At 59.8% G+C, this 17,637-nt stretch carries 19 protein-coding genes and 1 pseudogene; 17 read left to right on the top strand and 3 right to left on the bottom strand.

Annotation, left to right across the window (positions count from 1 at the left end; translation table 11 throughout):
- The 6 genes from hslU to ACIOWE_RS20485 all read left to right on the top strand — a co-directional run.
- Window positions 1-1,206: HslU--HslV peptidase ATPase subunit (gene hslU, locus ACIOWE_RS20510; protein ID WP_401395103.1), on the top strand; the 1,206-nt coding region annotated here is incomplete at its 5' end.
- A 139-nt stretch (window positions 1,207-1,345) separates the two neighbouring features.
- Window positions 1,346-1,720, top strand: a complete 375-nt coding sequence (locus ACIOWE_RS20505) for a gamma-butyrobetaine hydroxylase-like domain-containing protein (RefSeq protein WP_401395110.1) — start codon at window positions 1,346-1,348, stop codon at window positions 1,718-1,720.
- Window positions 1,721-1,978: 258 nt separating this feature from the next.
- Window positions 1,979-3,658, top strand: a complete 1,680-nt coding sequence (phaC, locus tag ACIOWE_RS20500) for a class II poly(R)-hydroxyalkanoic acid synthase (protein WP_401395100.1) — start codon at window positions 1,979-1,981, stop codon at window positions 3,656-3,658.
- Between the two features lie 146 nt (window positions 3,659-3,804).
- Complete coding sequence (gene phaZ / locus ACIOWE_RS20495) at window positions 3,805-4,659, top strand: poly(3-hydroxyalkanoate) depolymerase (protein WP_034152967.1); 855 nt, start codon at window positions 3,805-3,807, stop codon at window positions 4,657-4,659.
- 138 nt (window positions 4,660-4,797) lie between these two features.
- Window positions 4,798-6,480, top strand: coding sequence for a class II poly(R)-hydroxyalkanoic acid synthase (gene phaC, locus ACIOWE_RS20490; RefSeq protein ID WP_401395097.1), 1,683 nt, complete (start codon window positions 4,798-4,800; stop codon window positions 6,478-6,480).
- A gap of 30 nt (window positions 6,481-6,510) precedes the next feature.
- A complete protein-coding gene (locus tag ACIOWE_RS20485; protein WP_401395094.1) occupies window positions 6,511-7,131 on the top strand; it encodes a TetR/AcrR family transcriptional regulator in 621 nt (206 codons plus the stop codon).
- 192 nt (window positions 7,132-7,323) lie between these two features.
- On the opposite strand, the gene ACIOWE_RS20480 is transcribed toward ACIOWE_RS20485, so the two are convergent.
- From ACIOWE_RS20480 to ACIOWE_RS20470, 3 genes are all read right to left on the bottom strand, one after another.
- The gene (locus ACIOWE_RS20480; protein ID WP_401395091.1) at window positions 7,324-8,247 is read right to left on the bottom strand and encodes a phasin family protein; all 924 of its coding nucleotides are present in this window, start codon (window positions 8,245-8,247) and stop codon (window positions 7,324-7,326) included.
- A 10-nt stretch (window positions 8,248-8,257) separates the two neighbouring features.
- Window positions 8,258-8,680 carry a phasin family protein gene (locus tag ACIOWE_RS20475; protein WP_201235902.1) on the bottom strand — a complete coding sequence of 141 codons (423 nt, stop codon included), beginning with the start codon at window positions 8,678-8,680 and terminating at the stop codon, window positions 8,258-8,260.
- A gap of 249 nt (window positions 8,681-8,929) precedes the next feature.
- Window positions 8,930-9,205 carry a polyhydroxyalkanoic acid system family protein gene (locus tag ACIOWE_RS20470; RefSeq protein ID WP_083367255.1) on the bottom strand — a complete coding sequence of 92 codons (276 nt, stop codon included), beginning with the start codon at window positions 9,203-9,205 and terminating at the stop codon, window positions 8,930-8,932.
- A gap of 166 nt (window positions 9,206-9,371) precedes the next feature.
- Between ACIOWE_RS20470 and ubiE the strand changes: the two genes are divergently transcribed.
- The 11 genes and pseudogenes from ubiE to ACIOWE_RS20415 all read left to right on the top strand — a co-directional run bounded on the left by ubiE (window position 9,372) and on the right by ACIOWE_RS20415 (window position 17,615).
- A complete protein-coding gene (ubiE, locus tag ACIOWE_RS20465; RefSeq protein ID WP_401395087.1) occupies window positions 9,372-10,142 on the top strand; it encodes a bifunctional demethylmenaquinone methyltransferase/2-methoxy-6-polyprenyl-1,4-benzoquinol methylase UbiE in 771 nt (256 codons plus the stop codon).
- Window positions 10,142-10,765, top strand: coding sequence for an SCP2 domain-containing protein (locus tag ACIOWE_RS20460; RefSeq protein ID WP_007909360.1), 624 nt, complete (start codon window positions 10,142-10,144; stop codon window positions 10,763-10,765). Before ubiE ends, ACIOWE_RS20460 begins: the two co-directional genes overlap by 1 nt.
- On the top strand, window positions 10,762-12,366 hold the full coding sequence (gene ubiB, locus ACIOWE_RS20455; protein WP_401395084.1) for a ubiquinone biosynthesis regulatory protein kinase UbiB: 1,605 nt from the start codon (window positions 10,762-10,764) through the stop codon (window positions 12,364-12,366). The genes ACIOWE_RS20460 and ubiB overlap by 4 nt, the downstream gene beginning before the upstream one ends.
- A gap of 80 nt (window positions 12,367-12,446) precedes the next feature.
- Window positions 12,447-12,848, top strand: coding sequence for a phosphoribosyl-AMP cyclohydrolase (gene hisI, locus ACIOWE_RS20450; RefSeq protein WP_007952421.1), 402 nt, complete (start codon window positions 12,447-12,449; stop codon window positions 12,846-12,848).
- Entirely contained in the window at window positions 12,841-13,173 is a 333-nt protein-coding gene (locus ACIOWE_RS20445; RefSeq protein ID WP_401395080.1) for a phosphoribosyl-ATP diphosphatase, read from the top strand. Before hisI ends, ACIOWE_RS20445 begins: the two co-directional genes overlap by 8 nt.
- Before the next feature lie 25 nt (window positions 13,174-13,198).
- Window positions 13,199-13,480, top strand: coding sequence for a twin-arginine translocase TatA/TatE family subunit (locus ACIOWE_RS20440; RefSeq protein WP_201235906.1), 282 nt, complete (start codon window positions 13,199-13,201; stop codon window positions 13,478-13,480).
- Between the two features lie 10 nt (window positions 13,481-13,490).
- Complete coding sequence (gene tatB / locus ACIOWE_RS20435) at window positions 13,491-13,967, top strand: Sec-independent protein translocase protein TatB (RefSeq protein WP_401395077.1); 477 nt, start codon at window positions 13,491-13,493, stop codon at window positions 13,965-13,967.
- Window positions 13,964-14,752 carry a twin-arginine translocase subunit TatC gene (gene tatC, locus ACIOWE_RS20430; protein WP_213027288.1) on the top strand — a complete coding sequence of 263 codons (789 nt, stop codon included), beginning with the start codon at window positions 13,964-13,966 and terminating at the stop codon, window positions 14,750-14,752. The genes tatB and tatC overlap by 4 nt, the downstream gene beginning before the upstream one ends.
- Entirely contained in the window at window positions 14,749-15,456 is a 708-nt protein-coding gene (locus ACIOWE_RS20425; RefSeq protein WP_401395074.1) for a 16S rRNA (uracil(1498)-N(3))-methyltransferase, read from the top strand. The genes tatC and ACIOWE_RS20425 overlap by 4 nt, the downstream gene beginning before the upstream one ends.
- 242 nt (window positions 15,457-15,698) lie before the next feature.
- Window positions 15,699-16,760 (top strand): annotated as a pseudogene (locus tag ACIOWE_RS20420) (methyl-accepting chemotaxis protein); the annotation flags it as partial.
- The gene (locus tag ACIOWE_RS20415; RefSeq protein ID WP_401395107.1) at window positions 16,743-17,615 is read left to right on the top strand and encodes a methyl-accepting chemotaxis protein; all 873 of its coding nucleotides are present in this window, start codon (window positions 16,743-16,745) and stop codon (window positions 17,613-17,615) included. The pseudogene ACIOWE_RS20420 and the gene ACIOWE_RS20415, both read left to right, overlap by 18 nt.
- Window positions 17,616-17,637 lie beyond the last annotated feature (22 nt).

Raw genomic sequence — 17,637 nt, 5'->3', positions numbered from 1 at the left:
GTTGAAGTGACCCCGAAGAACATCCTGATGATCGGCCCGACCGGTGTCGGTAAAACCGAGATCGCCCGTCGCCTGGCAAAACTGGCCAACGCGCCGTTCATCAAAGTCGAAGCGACCAAGTTCACCGAAGTCGGTTACGTCGGTCGTGACGTCGAATCGATCATCCGTGATCTGGCCGACGCGGCGATCAAGATGCTGCGCGAGCAGGAAATGACCCGCGTGCGCCACCGCGCCGAAGACGCCGCCGAGGACCGTATCCTCGACGCGCTGCTGCCGCCGGCACGCATGGGCTTCAGCAACGAAGAAGCTCCAAGCTCGGATTCCAACACCCGTCAGCTGTTCCGCAAGCGCCTGCGCGAAGGTCAGCTGGACGACAAGGAAATCGAAATCGAAGTCGCCGAAGTGTCCGGCATCGAAATCGCCACGCCGCCAGGCATGGAAGAGATGACCAACCAGTTGCAAAGCCTGTTTGCCAACATGGGCAAGGGCAAGAAGAAGTCCCGCAAGCTCAAGGTCAAAGAAGCGCTGAAGCTGGTGCGCGACGAAGAAGCCGGGCGTCTGGTCAATGAAGAAGAGCTGAAGGCCAAGGCGCTGGAAGCGGTTGAACAGCACGGCATCGTGTTCATCGACGAGATCGACAAAGTCGCCAAGCGCGGTAACGTCGGTGGCGCCGATGTGTCCCGTGAAGGCGTTCAGCGCGACCTGCTGCCGCTGATCGAAGGCTGCACCGTCAACACCAAACTGGGCATGGTCAAGACCGACCACATCCTGTTCATCGCTTCCGGCGCGTTCCACCTGAGCAAGCCAAGCGATCTGGTGCCGGAACTGCAAGGTCGTCTGCCGATCCGCGTCGAACTCAAGGCGCTGACCCCGGAAGACTTCGAGCGCATCCTCAGCGAACCGCACGCCTCACTCACCGAGCAATACTGCGCACTGCTGAAAACCGAAGGCCTGAACATCCAGTTCCAGCCTGAAGGTATCAAGCGCATTGCCGAGATCGCCTGGCAGGTCAACGAGAAGACCGAGAACATCGGTGCCCGTCGTCTGCACACCCTGCTTGAGCGTCTGCTCGAAGAGGTGTCGTTCAGCGCCGGTGATATGGCCAGCACGCACGACGAGAAGCCGATCCTGATCGACGCCGAGTACGTCAACAGTCACCTCGGTGAATTGGCGCAGAACGAAGACCTGTCCCGTTATATCCTGTAAGCCACTCTTACAGATGTAATGGAACTGTGGGAGCGAGCCTGCTCGCGAGGACGGCAGTACATTCAACCCTGTGTTGACTGAACCACCGCATTCGCGAGCAGGCTCGCTCCCACAAGGTTCCGCACTAGACGGATACCTGATCATGATCCCCAAAGAAATCAAACTGCACAAAGCCTCGAAAACCCTGACGCTCACCTACGCGTCCGGCGAGGAATACACCCTGCCCGCCGAATTTCTGCGCGTGCATTCCCCCTCCGCCGAGGTCCAGGGCCACGGCAAACCGATCCTGCAATTCGGCAAGCTCAACGTTGGTCTGAGCAAGCTGGAACCGGCCGGTCACTACGCACTGAAACTGACCTTCGACGACGGTCACGACAGCGGCTTGTTCACCTGGGATTATCTCTACGAGCTGGGGCGACGTTATGACGCACTCTGGGCCGATTATCTGGCCGAGCTCAAAGCCGCCGGAAAAACCCGCGACCCGGACGAGTCGATTGTCAAGCTGATGCTCTAGCCCGAGCCTTGCGCTCATTAGAGGGCATTTTCTAAATTCATCTGTTTGAATGCTCCGCTGTGTGGCCGAGGATCGGCCTGCTTGCGAAAAAAATTAAACTCGGGTAACCAATGGAGCTGGCAAGTTCCCTGCAGTGCTCTACGACTGTAAAGCAGCTATGCAGAATTAACGGTCACCCGAGCAGTAGTACCTGGCATTGGCTGTGGAACTGCACAGCAGAAAACCGGGTACTCGTCTCAGGACAATGGAGCGTCGTAGATGAGTAACAAGAATAACGATGACCTGAAGTACCAAGCCTCGGAAAACACCCTGGGGCTTAATCCCGTCGTTGGGCTACGCGGAAAGGATCTGCTGGCCTCTGCTCGTATGGTGCTGAAACAGGCCATCAAACAACCGATCCATAGTGTCAAACACGTCACCCATTTCGGCCTCGAACTGAAGAACGTGTTGTTCGGCAAATCCGAACTGCAACCGGCCGGCGATGACCGTCGCTTTGCCGATCCGGCGTGGAGTCAAAACCCGCTGTACAAACGTTATCTGCAAACTTACCTGGCATGGCGCAAGGAACTCCATTCCTGGATCGATGACAGCAGCCTGTCACCCAAAGACATCGCGCGCGGCCACTTCGTGATCAACCTGATGACCGAAGCCATGGCCCCGACCAACACGGCGGCCAACCCTGCTGCGGTCAAACGCTTCTTCGAAACCGGTGGCAAGAGCCTGCTCGATGGCCTCTCGCATCTGGCCAAGGATCTGGTCCACAACGGCGGCATGCCGAGCCAGGTCAACATGGGCGCGTTCGAGGTCGGCAAGAGCCTCGGTGTCACCGAAGGCGCGGTGGTGTTCCGCAACGACGTGCTGGAACTGATCCAGTACAAGCCGATCACCGAGCAAGTCCACGAGCGTCCATTGCTGGTGGTGCCGCCGCAGATCAACAAGTTCTACGTTTTCGACCTCAGCCCGGACAAGAGCCTGGCGCGCTTCTGCCTGCGCAACAACGTGCAGACCTTCATCGTCAGTTGGCGCAACCCGACCAAGGCGCAACGCGAGTGGGGCCTGTCGACCTACATTGATGCGCTGAAGGAAGCGGTCGATGTGGTCACCGCCATCACCGGCAGCAAAGATGTGAACATGCTCGGCGCCTGCTCCGGTGGCATCACCTGCACCGCCCTGCTCGGCCACTACGCGGCGATCGGCGAGAAGAAGGTCAACGCCCTCACGCTGCTGGTCAGCGTCCTCGACACCACACTGGACAGCGACGTCGCCCTGTTCGTCGACGAGCAGACCCTGGAGACCGCCAAGCGCCATTCGTATCAGGCCGGCGTGCTCGAAGGCAAAGACATGGCCAAGGTCTTCGCGTGGATGCGTCCGAACGACCTGATCTGGAACTACTGGGTCAACAACTACCTGCTCGGCAACGAGCCGCCGGTGTTCGACATCCTGTTCTGGAACAACGACACCACACGGTTGCCGGCCGCGTTCCACGGCGACCTGATCGAAATGTTCAAAAACAACCCACTGATTCGCCCCAATGCACTGGAAGTGTGCGGTACACCGATCGACCTCAAGCAGGTCACGGCCGACATCTTCTCGCTGGCTGGCACCAACGACCACATCACCCCGTGGAAGTCCTGCTACAAGTCGGCGCAGCTGTTTGGTGGCAAGGTCGAGTTCGTGTTGTCGAGCAGCGGCCATATCCAGAGCATTCTGAACCCGCCGGGCAACCCGAAATCGCGTTACATGACTGGCGAAGAGATGGCGGCCAATGCCGATGACTGGCAAGAGAACTCGACCAAGCACACCGATTCCTGGTGGCTGTACTGGCAGGCGTGGCAGGCCGAGCGCTCGGGCAACCTGAAAAAAGCCCCGCTGAAACTGGGCAACAAGGCGCATCCGGCCGGTGAAGCCTCGCCGGGCACCTACGTTCACGAGCGGTAACTGACACCACTCGACTCCATCTGTAGGAGTGAGCCTGCTCGCGATGACGGCGTCAAATTCAACGAATCTGTTGACTGAACGTCCGCTATCGCGAGCAGGCTCACTCCTACAGGGATCGGGGATGATTAATCCACAGGGCCTGACGCATGCCGCAACCGTTCATATTCCGTACCGTCGACCTGGATGGCCAGACCCTTCGCACGGCAGTACGCCCCGGCAAGCCTCACTTGACGCCCTTGCTGATTTTCAACGGCATCGGCGCCAACCTGGAGCTGGTGTTTCCGTTCGTCGCGGCGCTGGACCCGGATCTGGAAGTGATCGCATTCGACGTACCCGGTGTCGGCGGTTCCTCGACGCCGAACCGGCCGTATCGCTTTCCCGGACTGGCCAAGCTGACCTCGCGGATGCTTGATTACCTCGACTACGGCCAGGTCAACGTCATCGGCGTGTCGTGGGGCGGCGCACTGGCGCAGCAATTCGCCTACGACTACCCCGAGCGCTGCAAGAAACTGGTGCTGGCGGCAACCGCTGCCGGTGCGGTGATGGTGCCGGGCAAACCGAAAGTGCTGTGGATGATGGCCAGTCCCCGGCGCTACATCCAGCCATCCCATGTCATCCGCATCGCGCCATTGATCTACGGCGGCTCGTTCCGCCGTGATCCGACGCTGGCCGCCAGCCATGCGGCGAAAGTGCGTTCGGCGGGCAAGCTCGGTTACTACTGGCAACTGTTTGCAGGCCTCGGCTGGACCAGCATTCACTGGCTGCACAAGATCCATCAACCGACGCTGGTGCTGGCCGGTGACGACGATCCGCTGATCCCGCTGATCAACATGCGCATGCTCGCCTGGCGCATTCCCAATGCGCAGTTGCACATCATCGACGACGGTCATCTGTTCCTGATTACCCGCGCCGAAGCAGTGGCGCCGATCATCATGAAATTCCTCCAGGAGGAGCGTCAACGCGCGGTGATGCATCCGCATCCGACCCCGCTGGGCGGTTGACCGCGGCGGCAGGCTTTATGCAGGACTTTCTACAAAGTGCGCGGCAGGACGCCGCGCAGGCAGCAACCCGCAACAGCGTCTATGGTGTTCTGGTTCGGTGAGTTTGTTTTTGGCCTGAAGACGAAGGAGTGTTGAGTCATGCGCGACAAACCAGCGACGGGCGTAGTGCCCAGCCCCGCCGTGTTCATCAACGCACAAAGTGCGATCACCGGCCTGCGTGGCCGCGATCTGATTTCGACGCTGCGCAGTGTCGCCGTCCACGGTCTGCGCAACCCGGTTCACAGTGCGAAGCACGCCTTGAAACTTGGCGGCCAATTGGGCCGCGTGCTGCTTGGCGAAACCCTGCACCCGACCAATCCGCAGGACACCCGCTTCGCCGACCCGGCATGGAGCCTCAATCCGTTTTACCGGCGCAGCCTGCAGGCGTATCTGGCCTGGCAGAAACAGGTCAAGAGCTGGATCGATGACAGCAACATGAACCCGGACGACCGCGCCCGTGCTCACTTTGCCTTCACCCTGCTCAACGACGCCGTGGCGCCGTCCAACACCTTGCTTAACCCGCTGGCGATCAAGGAGCTGTTCAACTCCGGCGGCAACAGTCTGGTGCGCGGCCTCAGTCATCTGTTCGATGACCTGCTGCACAACGATGGCTTGCCACGCCAGGTCACCCGCCAGGCTTTCGAAGTCGGCAAGACCGTTGCCACCACCACCGGCTCAGTGGTGTTTCGCAACGAATTGCTGGAGCTGATCCAGTACAAGCCGATGAGTGAAAAGCAGTACGCCAAGCCACTGCTGGTGGTGCCGCCGCAAATCAACAAGTACTACATATTCGACCTGAGCCCACACAACAGCTTCGTCCAGTACGCGCTGAAGAACGGCTTGCAGACTTTCATGATCAGTTGGCGCAACCCCGATGTACGCCATCGCGAGTGGGGTCTTTCGACCTACGTCGAAGCGGTGGAGGAAGCGATGAACGTGTGCCGGGCAATCACCGGCGCCCGCGAGGTCAACCTGATGGGCGCCTGCGCTGGCGGGCTGACCATCGCAGCCTTGCAAGGGCATTTGCAGGCCAAACGGCAGTTGCGGCGCATCTCCAGCGCGACCTATCTGGTCAGCCTGCTCGACAGTCAGATCGAAACCCCGGCGACCCTGTTTGCCGATGAGCAGACGCTGGAAGCGGCCAAGCGTCGCTCCTATCAGAAAGGCGTGCTGGACGGCCGCGACATGGCCAAGGTCTTCGCCTGGATGCGTCCGAACGATTTGATCTGGAGTTACTTCGTCAACAACTACCTGCTGGGCAAAGAACCGCCGGCCTTCGACATCCTTTACTGGAACAACGACAACACCCGTCTGCCCGCCGCGTTTCACGGTGACCTGTTGGACTTCTTCAAACACAACCCGCTGACCCATCCGGGCGGGCTGGAAGTGTGCGGTACGCCGATCGACCTGCAGAAAGTCACCGTCGACAGCTTCAGCGTCGCCGGCATGAACGACCACATCACGCCGTGGGACGCGGTGTATCGCTCAACCTTGCTGCTGGGTGGCGAGCGCCGTTTCGTGCTGTCCAATAGCGGCCACGTGCAAAGCATCCTCAACCCGCCGAGCAACCCGAAAGCCGCGTACGTCGAGAACGGCAAGATGAGCAGCGACCCACGCGCCTGGTACTACGACGCCAAACACGTCGACGGCAGCTGGTGGCCGCAGTGGCTGGAATGGATTCAACAACGCTCGGGCGCCCAGCATGAAACCCAGATGACTCTAGGCAACCCGAACTATCCACCGATGGAGGCGGCACCCGGTACATACGTGCGTGTGCGCTGACGCTTAACCGAACTTTTCTAAGAAGACTGGATGAAAACCCGCGACCGGATTCTCGAATGTGCTTTGCAATTGTTCAACGAAAAGGGCGAGCCGAACGTCTCCACCATGGAGGTGGCCAACGAAATGGGGATCAGCCCCGGCAACCTCTACTACCATTTCCACGGCAAGGAGCCGCTGATACTCGGCTTGTTCGAACGCTTCCAGAATGAACTGGCACCGCTGCTCGATCCGCCCTCGGATGTCGAACTGGCGCCGGAGGATTACTGGCTGTTCCTGCACCTGATCGTCGAGCGCCTGGCGCAGTATCGGTTCCTGTTTCAGGACCTGTCGAACCTGGCCGGACGGCTGCCGAAACTGGCGAAGGGGATTCGTCATTTGCTCAACGCGCTAAAGCGCACGCTGGCGTCGTTGCTGGCGCGGTTGAAGGCGTCGGGGCAGTTGGTCAGTGATACGCAGGCGCTGGGACAGTTGGTGGAGCAGATCACCATGACCTTGCTGTTTTCACTGGACTATCAGCGGATTCTGGATCGTGAGGGAGAGGTTCGGTTGGTGGTTTATCAGATCATGATGCTGGTGGCACCGCATCTGTTGCCATCCGTGAAAGTGGCGACCGAACGGATGGCCCTGCAGTACCTCGAAGATAACGAATAATCTGAGCCAACCCATACCCTGTAGGAGTGAGCCTGCTCGCGATAGCAATCTGTCAGTCGACACCCTTTTGACGGATAGACCGCTATCGCGAGCAGGCTCACTCCTACAGGGATTCGCAGTGGTTTGAAATTATCTGCACAAACAAAAACGCCCGACCTTCACAGGCCGGGCGTTTTGTTTTGCCCTGAAAAATCAGGACTGACTGGTTGGCGTCGACGGGGTCGATGCGGCAGTCGGGGTTGCCGCCGGAGTCGGTGCAGCGGCGGAGTTTGACGCGCTGACCGGAGCTGGCGGAGTGGCAGGTTTGACGGCGGCAGGCGCTGCCGGTTTCGGCGCAGCGGCTTTCGGCGCGGCCGGTTTTTTCACTGCCGGTTTTTTCGCCGCAGCGGGTTTGGCCGCTGGCTTGGCAGCCGGTTTGGCGGCAGCGGTTTTCGCTGCTGGCTTGGCGGCTGGTTTTGCAGCTGGCTTCGCAGAAGGTTTGGTAGCAGGTTTGGCTGCGGCTTTGGCCGCGACCGGTTTGGCTGCCGCTTTGGTGGCCGGCTTGGCGGCGGCAGTTTTGGCTGCCGGCTTGGCCGCTGCTTTCGCTGCAGGTTTAGCTGCCGCTTTGGCCAGTGGCTTGGCCGCGGTTTTCGCTGCTGGTTTAGCTGCGGCAGTTTTAGCGGCCGGTTTTGCCGCTGCGGTTTTCGCCGCCACAGGCTGAGTTTTCAGACCGGTGAGTTTTTCGATCTGCTTGGTGAGGTTTTCTACCTTGCTGTGCAGAGCTTTCACTTCATTGCGGCTCGGTACGCCCAGGCGCGAAATCGCGCTGTTCAGGCGCTTGTCGAAAGCCCCTTCCAGCTCGTCCCACTTGCCCAGTGCGCGATCTTTCACGCCGCTGATGCGCGATTTGGCCGAAGAAGCGGAATCCTTGGCGGCATCGACTTTTTTGCCGACTGCAGACTTGGTGAGCTTCTCGGCTTTCTCGCCGTCTTTGACCAATGTATCGAAGAGCTTGCTGCCGTCAGTGTCGATCTTCGAGTACACGCCTAAACCAGCCAGCCAGATTTTACGGGAGTAGTCTTCGACCTTCCCAATCCACGAGCTGCCTTCTTTATCGGTGTTCTTTTTACCAGCCATCCCGTTCTCCTTAAGATTTACGCGCGACGCGTTCGAGCAATGCCGTCAGCTCATCGAGCTTAGCAGAGAGTGTCTCAACGTCATGTTTAGACGGAATGCCGATACGATTCAAGGCGCTTGCTACACGGGAGTCGAACGCCTTCTCGACCTTGTCGAGCTGAACTTCGACACGACCTTTGAAAGAACTGACTTCGCTCTTGGCATCGTCGATCTCGGCGTTGGCCGCTTCGAGTTTTTCGGTAACTACTTTTTTGCCTTTCTTTTCAACAGTTTGACCAGCCTTGATCAACTCTTGAAAGTACTCGCTGCCCTCTTGGCCGACCTTGGCGTAGGCACCCAGGCCTGCCAGCCAGATCTTGCGGGCATAGGATTTGACGTCGCTCAGAGCAGAAGTCGAAGCGTCGATTTTTTTCTTCAAAATAACTTTGGCCATGGTGCACCTCACGCGCAGAAGGTTTGAGGAACTGCCCGCAGGTTTGTCGGGCTCAGGCACAAAGTAGGCAGAAAAATTAGAAACGGCACCCTAACAACTGACATAAACAGCAGGGGCACCACAAAACAAATGTGGGAGCGAGCCTGCTCGCGAAAGCGGTGTATCAGTCAATATCTGAATCGACTGTCACACCGCTTTCGCGAGCAGGCTCGCTCCCACAGGAGATCTCGGGTTAGCGAAAAATCGCGGTCAGACCAGCGCTTTATCCAGCGCCTTCTCGATCTCGGCTTTGATCATGCCGCTCATGGCCGACATCATCAGGCCCAGTTCCACGTCGACCTTGATCGAGTCTTCCGCCACGTGCACCGCGCCTTTCACGCCCGAGCGTTTGAGGTTCAGGGTGTCGCCTGACCACTGCGGCTCCAGGCCATATTGATCGGAGAGTTTCTGCGCCAGTTTGTCGGCCTTCTCGCGGGCGGCTTCCTTGCCCAGGCTGTGCGCACGCTCAACACTGATTTTGGCCATTGAATGACTCCTGATTTTTGAAGATGACGATGAATGCTTGTCGGTAAATCTTGACCGCATCTGCGGCAAATCGTCCCGAAGGTTGCCCATCTTACCTTTAGCCATTCCAAGACAAAGCATGGCTTGGGGATTAGAATGTCGCGCATTCTCTTTTGGTGACAGCGATATGACTGATCAGCGCAAAGGCAGCGAGGCCGAACCCACCACTCACTTCGGCTTCAAAAACGTTCCGGAAAGCCAGAAAGCGGAAAAAGTAGCTGAGGTTTTCCACTCGGTAGCCGCCAAGTACGACCTGATGAACGACCTTCTGTCGGGCGGCATGCACCGTCTGTGGAAGCGATTTGCGATCGAACTGTCGGGCGTGCGCAGTGGTAACCGCGTGCTGGACATCGCCGGCGGCACCGGCGACCTGACCAAAAAGTTTTCGCACCTGGTTGGCCCTACCGGTCAGGTCGTATTGGCCGACATCAACGAATCCATGCTCAAGGTCGGTCGTGACCGCCTGCTGGATCTGGGTGTGTCGGGCAACGTCGAATTCGTTCAGGCGGACGCGGAAAAACTGCCGTTCCCGGACAACCACTTCGACTGCGTGACCATCGCCTTCGGCCTGCGCAACGTGACGCACAAGGAAGACGCCCTGCGCTCGATGCTGCGCGTGCTCAAGCCCGGCGGTCGCCTGCTGGTGCTGGAGTTCTCCAAGCCGACCAACGCGCTGATGTCGAAAGCCTACGACGCTTACTCGTTCGCCTTCATGCCGCTGATGGGCAAGCTGATCACCAATGACTCGGAAAGCTATCGCTACCTGGCCGAATCGATCCGAATGCACCCGAATCAGGAAACCCTGAAGTCGATGATGGTCGACGCCGGTTTTGACCGCGTGACCTATCACAACATGACCGCAGGCATTGTTGCCCTGCACCGCGGCATCAAGCCCTGATGCTGCTCACCGGGCTGCTCGCCAGCGTCGAACTCGGCCTCAACCGGGTGCTGCGTCTCGACAGCACGGCGCTGCCGCGGCTGGCGCACCTGACCGGCAAGGTGATTGCCGTGGATTGCCGTAGCCCGGCGCTGCAACTGTTCATTTTGCCGAGCGACGAAGGCTTGATGCTGGCCTCTCACTGGGAAACCGGCGTCGACTGCACCTTGCGTGCGCCGGCTTCCAGCCTGATCAAACTGGCCGTGAGCAAGGACAAGACTGCGGTGCTGCACGCCCCGGAAGTCGAACTTGATGGCGACAGCGGCGTGCTGCTGGAGCTGGCCGGCGTGCTGCAGGATCTCGAGCTGGACTGGGAGTACGAACTCTCGCGCTGGCTCGGCCCGGTCGCCACGCAACTGGTCGGTGGCCACCTGCGCAGCCGCGCCCGCTGGTATCAACAAGGATTTGCCAGCCTTAACCAGAACCTCGCCGAATACCTCGCCGAAGAATCGCGCACCCTCGTCGGGCAGCGCGAAGCCGAAGCGCGATTCAGTGAACTGGACCGGATCAAACTTGATCTGGAACGTCTCGAGGCGCGTTTCGAGCGCCTTTCCCGATCCCTCGACCCAAGCGATAACGCATGAAGCTGCTTGCCGTCCGCCGTCTGTTGCGCATCCAGCGCGTCGTGATCCGCTACCGTCTCGATGATCTGCTGTTCGATCTGCCGCTGCCCTGGTTCCTGCTGGCGCTGCGTTACGTGCTGCCGTGGCGCTGGTTTCCGCGCAAGCCGCTGGAGCTGAGCCGTGGCGCGCGTTTGCGCCTGGCGTTGCAGGATCTCGGGCCGATTTTCATCAAGTTCGGGCAGATCCTCTCGACTCGCCGTGACCTGCTGCCGGAAGACATCGCCGATGAGCTGATGCTGCTGCAGGACCGCGTACCGCCGTTCGATTCGCAGCTGTCGATCAAACTGATCGAAGAGCAGCTTGGCAAGAAAATCAGCGAAGTGTTCAGCCGTTTCGACGTTGAACCGCTGGCGTCCGCTTCGGTGGCGCAGGTGCATGCTGCGCAGCTGAAAAGCGGCGAAGAAGTCGTGGTGAAGGTGATCCGCCCGGGCTTGAAGCCGATCATCGCCCAGGATCTGGCGTGGCTGTTCATCCTCGCCCGCACCGCCGAAAAGGTCTCGGCCGACGCCCGACTGCTACACCCGGTGGACGTTGTGCAGGACTACGAAAAAACCATCTACGACGAACTCGATCTGCTACGTGAGGCGGCGAATGCCAGCCAGTTGAAGCGCAACTTCGAAGGTTCGCCGCTGCTCTACGTACCGCAAGTCTATTGGGACTGGTGCCGGCCGAAAGTGCTGGTGATGGAGCGCATCTACGGGATTCAGGTGACCGATCTGGCGACCCTCGCCGACCAGCGAACCGACATGAAAATGCTTGCCGAGCGCGGCGTGGAGATCTTCTTCACCCAAGTTTTCCGCGACAGTTTCTTCCACGCCGACATGCACCCGGGCAATATCTTCGTCAGCACCGTCAACCCGTGGAGCCCGCAGTACATCGCGATCGACTGCGGCATCGTCGGCAGCCTGACCCCGGAAGACCAGGACTATCTGGCACGCAACCTGTTCGCCTTCTTCAAGCGTGACTACCGTCGCGTGGCGCAGTTGCACATCGATTCGGGCTGGGTGCCGGCGGAAACCAAGCTCAACGAGTTCGAAGCGGCGATCCGTACCGTGTGCGAGCCGATCTTCGAAAAACCGTTAAAAGATATTTCATTTGGCCAGGTGCTGATGCGCCTGTTCCAGACCGCACGGCGTTTCAACATGGAAGTGCAGCCGCAACTGGTGCTGCTGCAAAAGACCCTGTTGAACATCGAAGGTCTCGGTCGTCAGCTGTATCCGGATCTGGATCTGTGGAACACCGCGCAACCGTTCCTCGAACGCTGGATGCGCGAGCGCGTCAGCCCGAAAGCCTTGCTCGGCAACGTGCAGAGCCAGTTTGAACAAATTCCGCACCTGGCCAACATGGCCCGCGATCTGCTCGAACGCATGTCGCAACCGCACGCCAACGACCCACCGCCACCGTGGCACAAGCGCAAGGACGACTGGTTCCTGCGGCTGCTCGGCAGCGCCCATCTGGCGGGCGGCACGATCCTCGCCGCCGGTGGCCCGATGCATGAATTGGGGCATTGGCCGGCGGGAATCATGGTGGCAGTCGGCTTGTATCTGGTCGTTCGCCGATAGCCAGTTCCGTGATCGGCTGGCACACTGTTTCAACGCCTGAACCCGACTATTGAAGTGTGGGTTCGCTGTCGGAGTCGAAGATGAAAAACTGGCTGGACGAGATCAAGTGGGACGCTGATGGCCTGGTGCCGGCGATTGCCCAGGATCACAAGACCGGACGCGTGCTGATGATGGCCTGGATGAACCGCGAAGCGCTCGAACTGACCGCTGCGGAGAACCGTGCAATCTACTGGTCACGTTCCCGTGGCAAGCTGTGGCGCAAGGGCGAAGAGTCCGGCCATGTGCAGACCCTGCATGAAATGCGTCTGGACTGTGACGCCGACGTGATCATCCTGATGGTTGAACAGATCGGCGACATCGCTTGCCATACCGGCCGTCAAAGCTGCTTTTACCGCGTCTTCGAAAACGGCGACTGGAAAACCGTCGACCCGATTCTGAAAGACCCGCACGCTATCTATTCCGCAGGACACAAACATGAGTGACACCCTGACCCGCCTCGCTCAGGTGCTTGAAGAGCGCAAGGGCGCTGCTGCCGACAGCTCATATGTAGCTAGTCTGTATCACAAGGGCTTGAACAAGATTCTGGAGAAAGTCGGCGAAGAGTCGGTCGAAACCATTATTGCCGCCAAGGACGCCGCCATCAGCGGCGACTGCAGCGAGGTGATCTACGAGACCGCCGACCTGTGGTTCCACAGCATGGTCATGCTCGCCCAACTGGGGCAGCATCCGCAGGCCGTGCTGGATGAACTGGATCGTCGCTTCGGCCTTTCCGGACACGTCGAGAAAGCCTCGCGTCCGTCCGCCTGAACAATTTTTAGAGAGGAACAGCAACATGGGCATTTTTGACTGGAAACACTGGATCGTCATTCTGGTTGTCGTGGTGCTGGTGTTCGGCACCAAGAAACTGAAAAACCTCGGCACCGACGTCGGCGAATCGATCAAGGGCTTTCGCAAAGCCATGAACGATGACGAGAAATCCGCCGCTGATCCAACCGTGACGCCTGCGCAACCGGTGCCACCGGTTCAGCCGCAAGCCACCGCTCAGGCCAACCCGCCGCACACCATCGACGTGCAGGCGCAGAAAGTCGAAGAGCCGATCCGCAAAGACGTGTGAGCACTGACTAATGTTGGGTATCAGCGTCTCTGAACTGCTGCTCGTCGGCCTCGTTGCCCTGCTGGTGCTCGGCCCCGAGCGTCTGCCGGGCGCTGCACGCACCGCTGGCCTGTGGGTCGGACGGCTGAAGCGCAGCTTCAACGCGATCAAACAGGAAGTTGAACGTGAAATCGGTGCCGACGAGATTCGTCGGCAACTGCACAACGAGCACATTCTGTCGCTGGAACAAGAGGCACGGAAGATCTTCCAGCCGGTTCAGCAGGAGCCGACGCCGGTTGAAGTTGAACATGTCGGACAGCAGACGATTCATGCGCCAACCGCGCCTGCTGCACCTGCACCTGCGCCAACACCAGCACCTGCTGCCGTTGTAGCGCCGACAGAACCTGTGCCCGTTGCCGCAGAAGCTTCGGTTGAACACGTTGCGCCAAACGCCGCGCCGATCACACCAGCGCCTCACGACACCACTTTGCCGCCGCGAGCCCCATGAGCGATCTCCCCGAAAACGACCAGCACATGCCGCTGGTTTCGCACCTCACCGAGTTGCGCACCCGCCTGCTGCGTTGTGTGGCGGCGATCTTCATCATCTTCGCCGGGCTGTTCGCCTTCACCCAGCAGATCTACACCTTCGTCTCGACGCCGCTGCGCCAGTACCTGCCGGTCGGCGCGACGATGATCGCCACCGACGTATCGTCGCCGTTCCTGACGCCGCTGAAACTGACGATGATGGTTTCGCTGTTTCTGGCGATTCCGGTGATCCTGCATCAGATCTGGGGCTTTATTGCGCCGGGTCTGTACAAGCATGAAAAGCGCATCGCGGTGCCGTTGCTGGTCTCCAGCATCCTGCTGTTTTACACCGGCATGGCGTTCGCCTATTACTTCGTGTTCCCGCTGATCTTCAAGTTCTTCGCCGCCGCCACCCCGGCCGGCGTGGAAATGATGACCGACATCGCCAGCTACCTCGATTTCGTCATGACGCTGTTTTTCGCCTTCGGCGTGGCGTTTGAAATCCCGGTGGCCGTGGTGCTGCTGGTGTGGATCGGCGTGGTCGACGTCAAATACCTGAAGAAAATTCGCCCGTACGTGATCATCGGCTGCTTCGTGGTCGGCATGATCCTGACGCCGCCGGACATCTTTTCGCAGACGCTGCTGGCTGTGCCGATGTGGATGCTGTTTGAAATCGGCATTCTGTTCGGTGGTCTGATCAGCAAGCGCGAACGCCCGGACGAAACCGCCGACGATCATAACGACCAGCCGCCAGCGACGCAGGCATGAACCTGCTGTTGCTCGAAGAGGCCGATTTCATTGCGGCTGACCGCGTGGTCTTGCGTGATCGTCGTCTGACCCACATGCAGGAGGTTCACCGCTCGGAAGTCGGTGACAGCCTGCGCGTTGGCCGTATCAACGGGCTGATGGGTTCGGCTGAGTTGTTGCGACTGGAGGCGGGTGAGGCTGAACTGCGCGTCAGCCTCGATCAGCCACCGCCGGCCAAACTGCCGTTGACCCTGGTGCTGGCCCTGCCGCGTCCGAAAATGCTCCGTCGAATCTTTCAGACCGTGGCGACCATGGGCGTGTCGAAGGTCATTCTGGTCAACAGCTACCGCGTCGAAAAGAGCTTCTGGCAGACGCCGTTTCTCGAACCGGAAGCGATTCGCGAGAATTTGATCCTCGGCCTCGAACAGGCCCGCGACACGGTGCTGCCGGAAATCATCATCGAGAAGCGCTTCAAGCCGTTTGTCGAAGATCGGCTGCCGGCGATTACCGAAGGCACCCTTGGCCTGGTCGGCCATCCCGGTAACTACGCACCGTGTCCACGTGCGCTAAGCGAACCAGTGACCCTGGCCATCGGCCCTGAAGGTGGCTGGATCCCTTACGAAATCGACCTGCTGGCCAAGTCCGGCCTGCAACCGGTACAACTGGGCGATCGCATCCTGCGCGTCGAAACCGCCGTCACTGCCCTCCTCGCTCGCCTCTTCTAGAACCCGCCACAGAACCTCTGTGGCGAGGGAGCTTGCTCCCGCTTGGGCGCGCAGCGACCACCGCTTTTCATTCAGCTGGCACACCGCATTCAGCCGTTTACGACGGCTGCGCCGCCGAGCGGGAGCAAGCTCCCTCGCCACAGCGATCTCGCTCCGCATCAGATAAATGGTGTTACAGATTGCCATCACTCAGCCGATACAGTCCCCATAAGTCCAATTAGTGGTCCGAGGGGAGTCGTCGCATGTACCGTTGGTTAGCCGAGAATCTTGGGAACGTCAGCGTCAAACGCAAGCTGGGAATCGGTTTCGGCCTGGTGCTGTTGCTGACACTGTTGATCACCTTCACCGGCTGGACCGGTATGAGCGGCATCATCAGCCGTGGCGACAAGCTCGGTTTCATCTCCAGCCTCAACGAGCTGACCAAGGACCTGCGCCTGGCGCGCCTGGATTATGAAGCGCGCCGTGGCGAACAAGGCCCGGGCGCGGTCAATGAACTGCTGAGCAAACTCGACAGTGGTCTGCAAACGGCGCGCAGCCTGATTGAACAACCGTCCGACGCGGCGATGGTCGATCAGCAACTGGCTGCCGTTGCCGAATACAAGCGCGCCTTTGCCGACATGACCCAAGCCACCGTGCAACGCGAAGACGCCCGCAGCAAGCTCGGCGCCAGTGCCGACAACGCCGTGGCGAAAGTCGCGGAAGTGGAAAAATCCATGCTGCAGGGTGACAGCGTCGCCCAATTCAACAGCGTGATCGAACTGAGCAAACTGCTGCAACAGGCGCGCTATCAAGTGCGTGGCTACACCTACAGCGGCAAGGCTGATGCTGAGCAGCCGGCGCTGGACGCCATCGACAATGCCCTGAAAAACCTCGAAAGCCTGCCATCGAAACTGCCGGAACAGCACATCGCCAACCTGCAACAGGCGACCGACTCGATCAAGGCCTACCGTGCGGCGGTCGCTCAGTTCCGCGACTCGCAGGTCAACAATGCCAAGGCCCAGGCACGTATGTCGACTCAGGGCGACATCCTTCTCGACGTCAGCAAGAAACTCACCGAATCGCAGACCGTGGTGCGCGACACCGACGCCGCTCACGCCAAGAACATGCTGATCATCGCTACCTTGCTGGCCGTGGCCTTCGGTCTGTTGGCGGCTTGGGCGATCACCCGGCAGATCATCATTCCGCTGAACCAGACCCTGAAAGTCGCCGAGCGCGTTGCCGCCGGCGACCTCACGCACAACCTGGTATCCCAGCGCCGCGATGAACTCGGCCAGTTGCAACGTTCGATGCAAAGCATGACCCAAGGCCTGCGCGACTTGATCGGCGGGATCAGCGACGGTGTCACCCAGATCGCCAGCGCTGCCGAAGAGCTGTCGGCGGTTACCGAACAGACCAGCGCTGGGGTCAACAATCAGAAAATCGAGACCGACCAGGTCGCCACCGCCATGAACGAAATGGCCGCCACCGTGCAGGAAGTCGCGCGCAACGCCGAGGAAGCGTCCGAAGCCGCTGTCGCCGCCGACCAGCAAGCTCGCGAAGGCGACAAAGTGGTCGGCGAAGCCATTGCGCAGATCGAACGCCTGGCCGTTGAAGTCGGTCACTCCACCGAAGCCATGGGCGAGCTCAAGCGCGAAAGCGACAAGATCGGCAGCGTCCTCGACGTAATCAAATCTGTGGCCCAGCAAACCAACCTGCTGGCCCTCAACGCCGCCATTGAGGCCGCCCGTGCCGGTGAAGCCGGACGTGGTTTTGCCGTGGTTGCCGACGAAGTGCGCAGCCTCGCCCAGCGCACTCAGAAGTCCACCGAAGAGATTGAAGAGCTGATCGTCGGCCTGCAAAACGGCACCCAGCAAGTCGCAACGATCATGGACAACAGCCGCACCCTGACCGACAGCAGCGTCGAGCTGACCCGTCGTGCCGGTGGTTCGCTGGAAAGCATCACCCGCACGGTGTCGGCGATTCAGGCGATGAACCAGCAGATTGCGGCGGCGGCAGAACAGCAGAGTGCGGTGGCTGAAGAGATCAACCGTAGCGTGTTGAATGTGCGCGATGTGTCGGACCAGACTTCGGCGGCGAGTGAAGAGACAGCGGCGTCCAGCGTTGAGCTGGCGCGGTTGGGGACGCATCTGCAGATGCTGGTGGGCCGGTTCAAGGTTTGAGGTAACTCATCTGCCTCGGTTC

It is taken from the genome of Pseudomonas sp. NPDC087598, from assembly GCF_044743525.1.
In the GTDB taxonomy this organism is placed as follows: domain Bacteria; phylum Pseudomonadota; class Gammaproteobacteria; order Pseudomonadales; family Pseudomonadaceae; genus Aquipseudomonas.
Note: the sequence above shows the minus strand (reverse complement) of the source record. Positions and strands in the feature narration are given on the sequence as shown.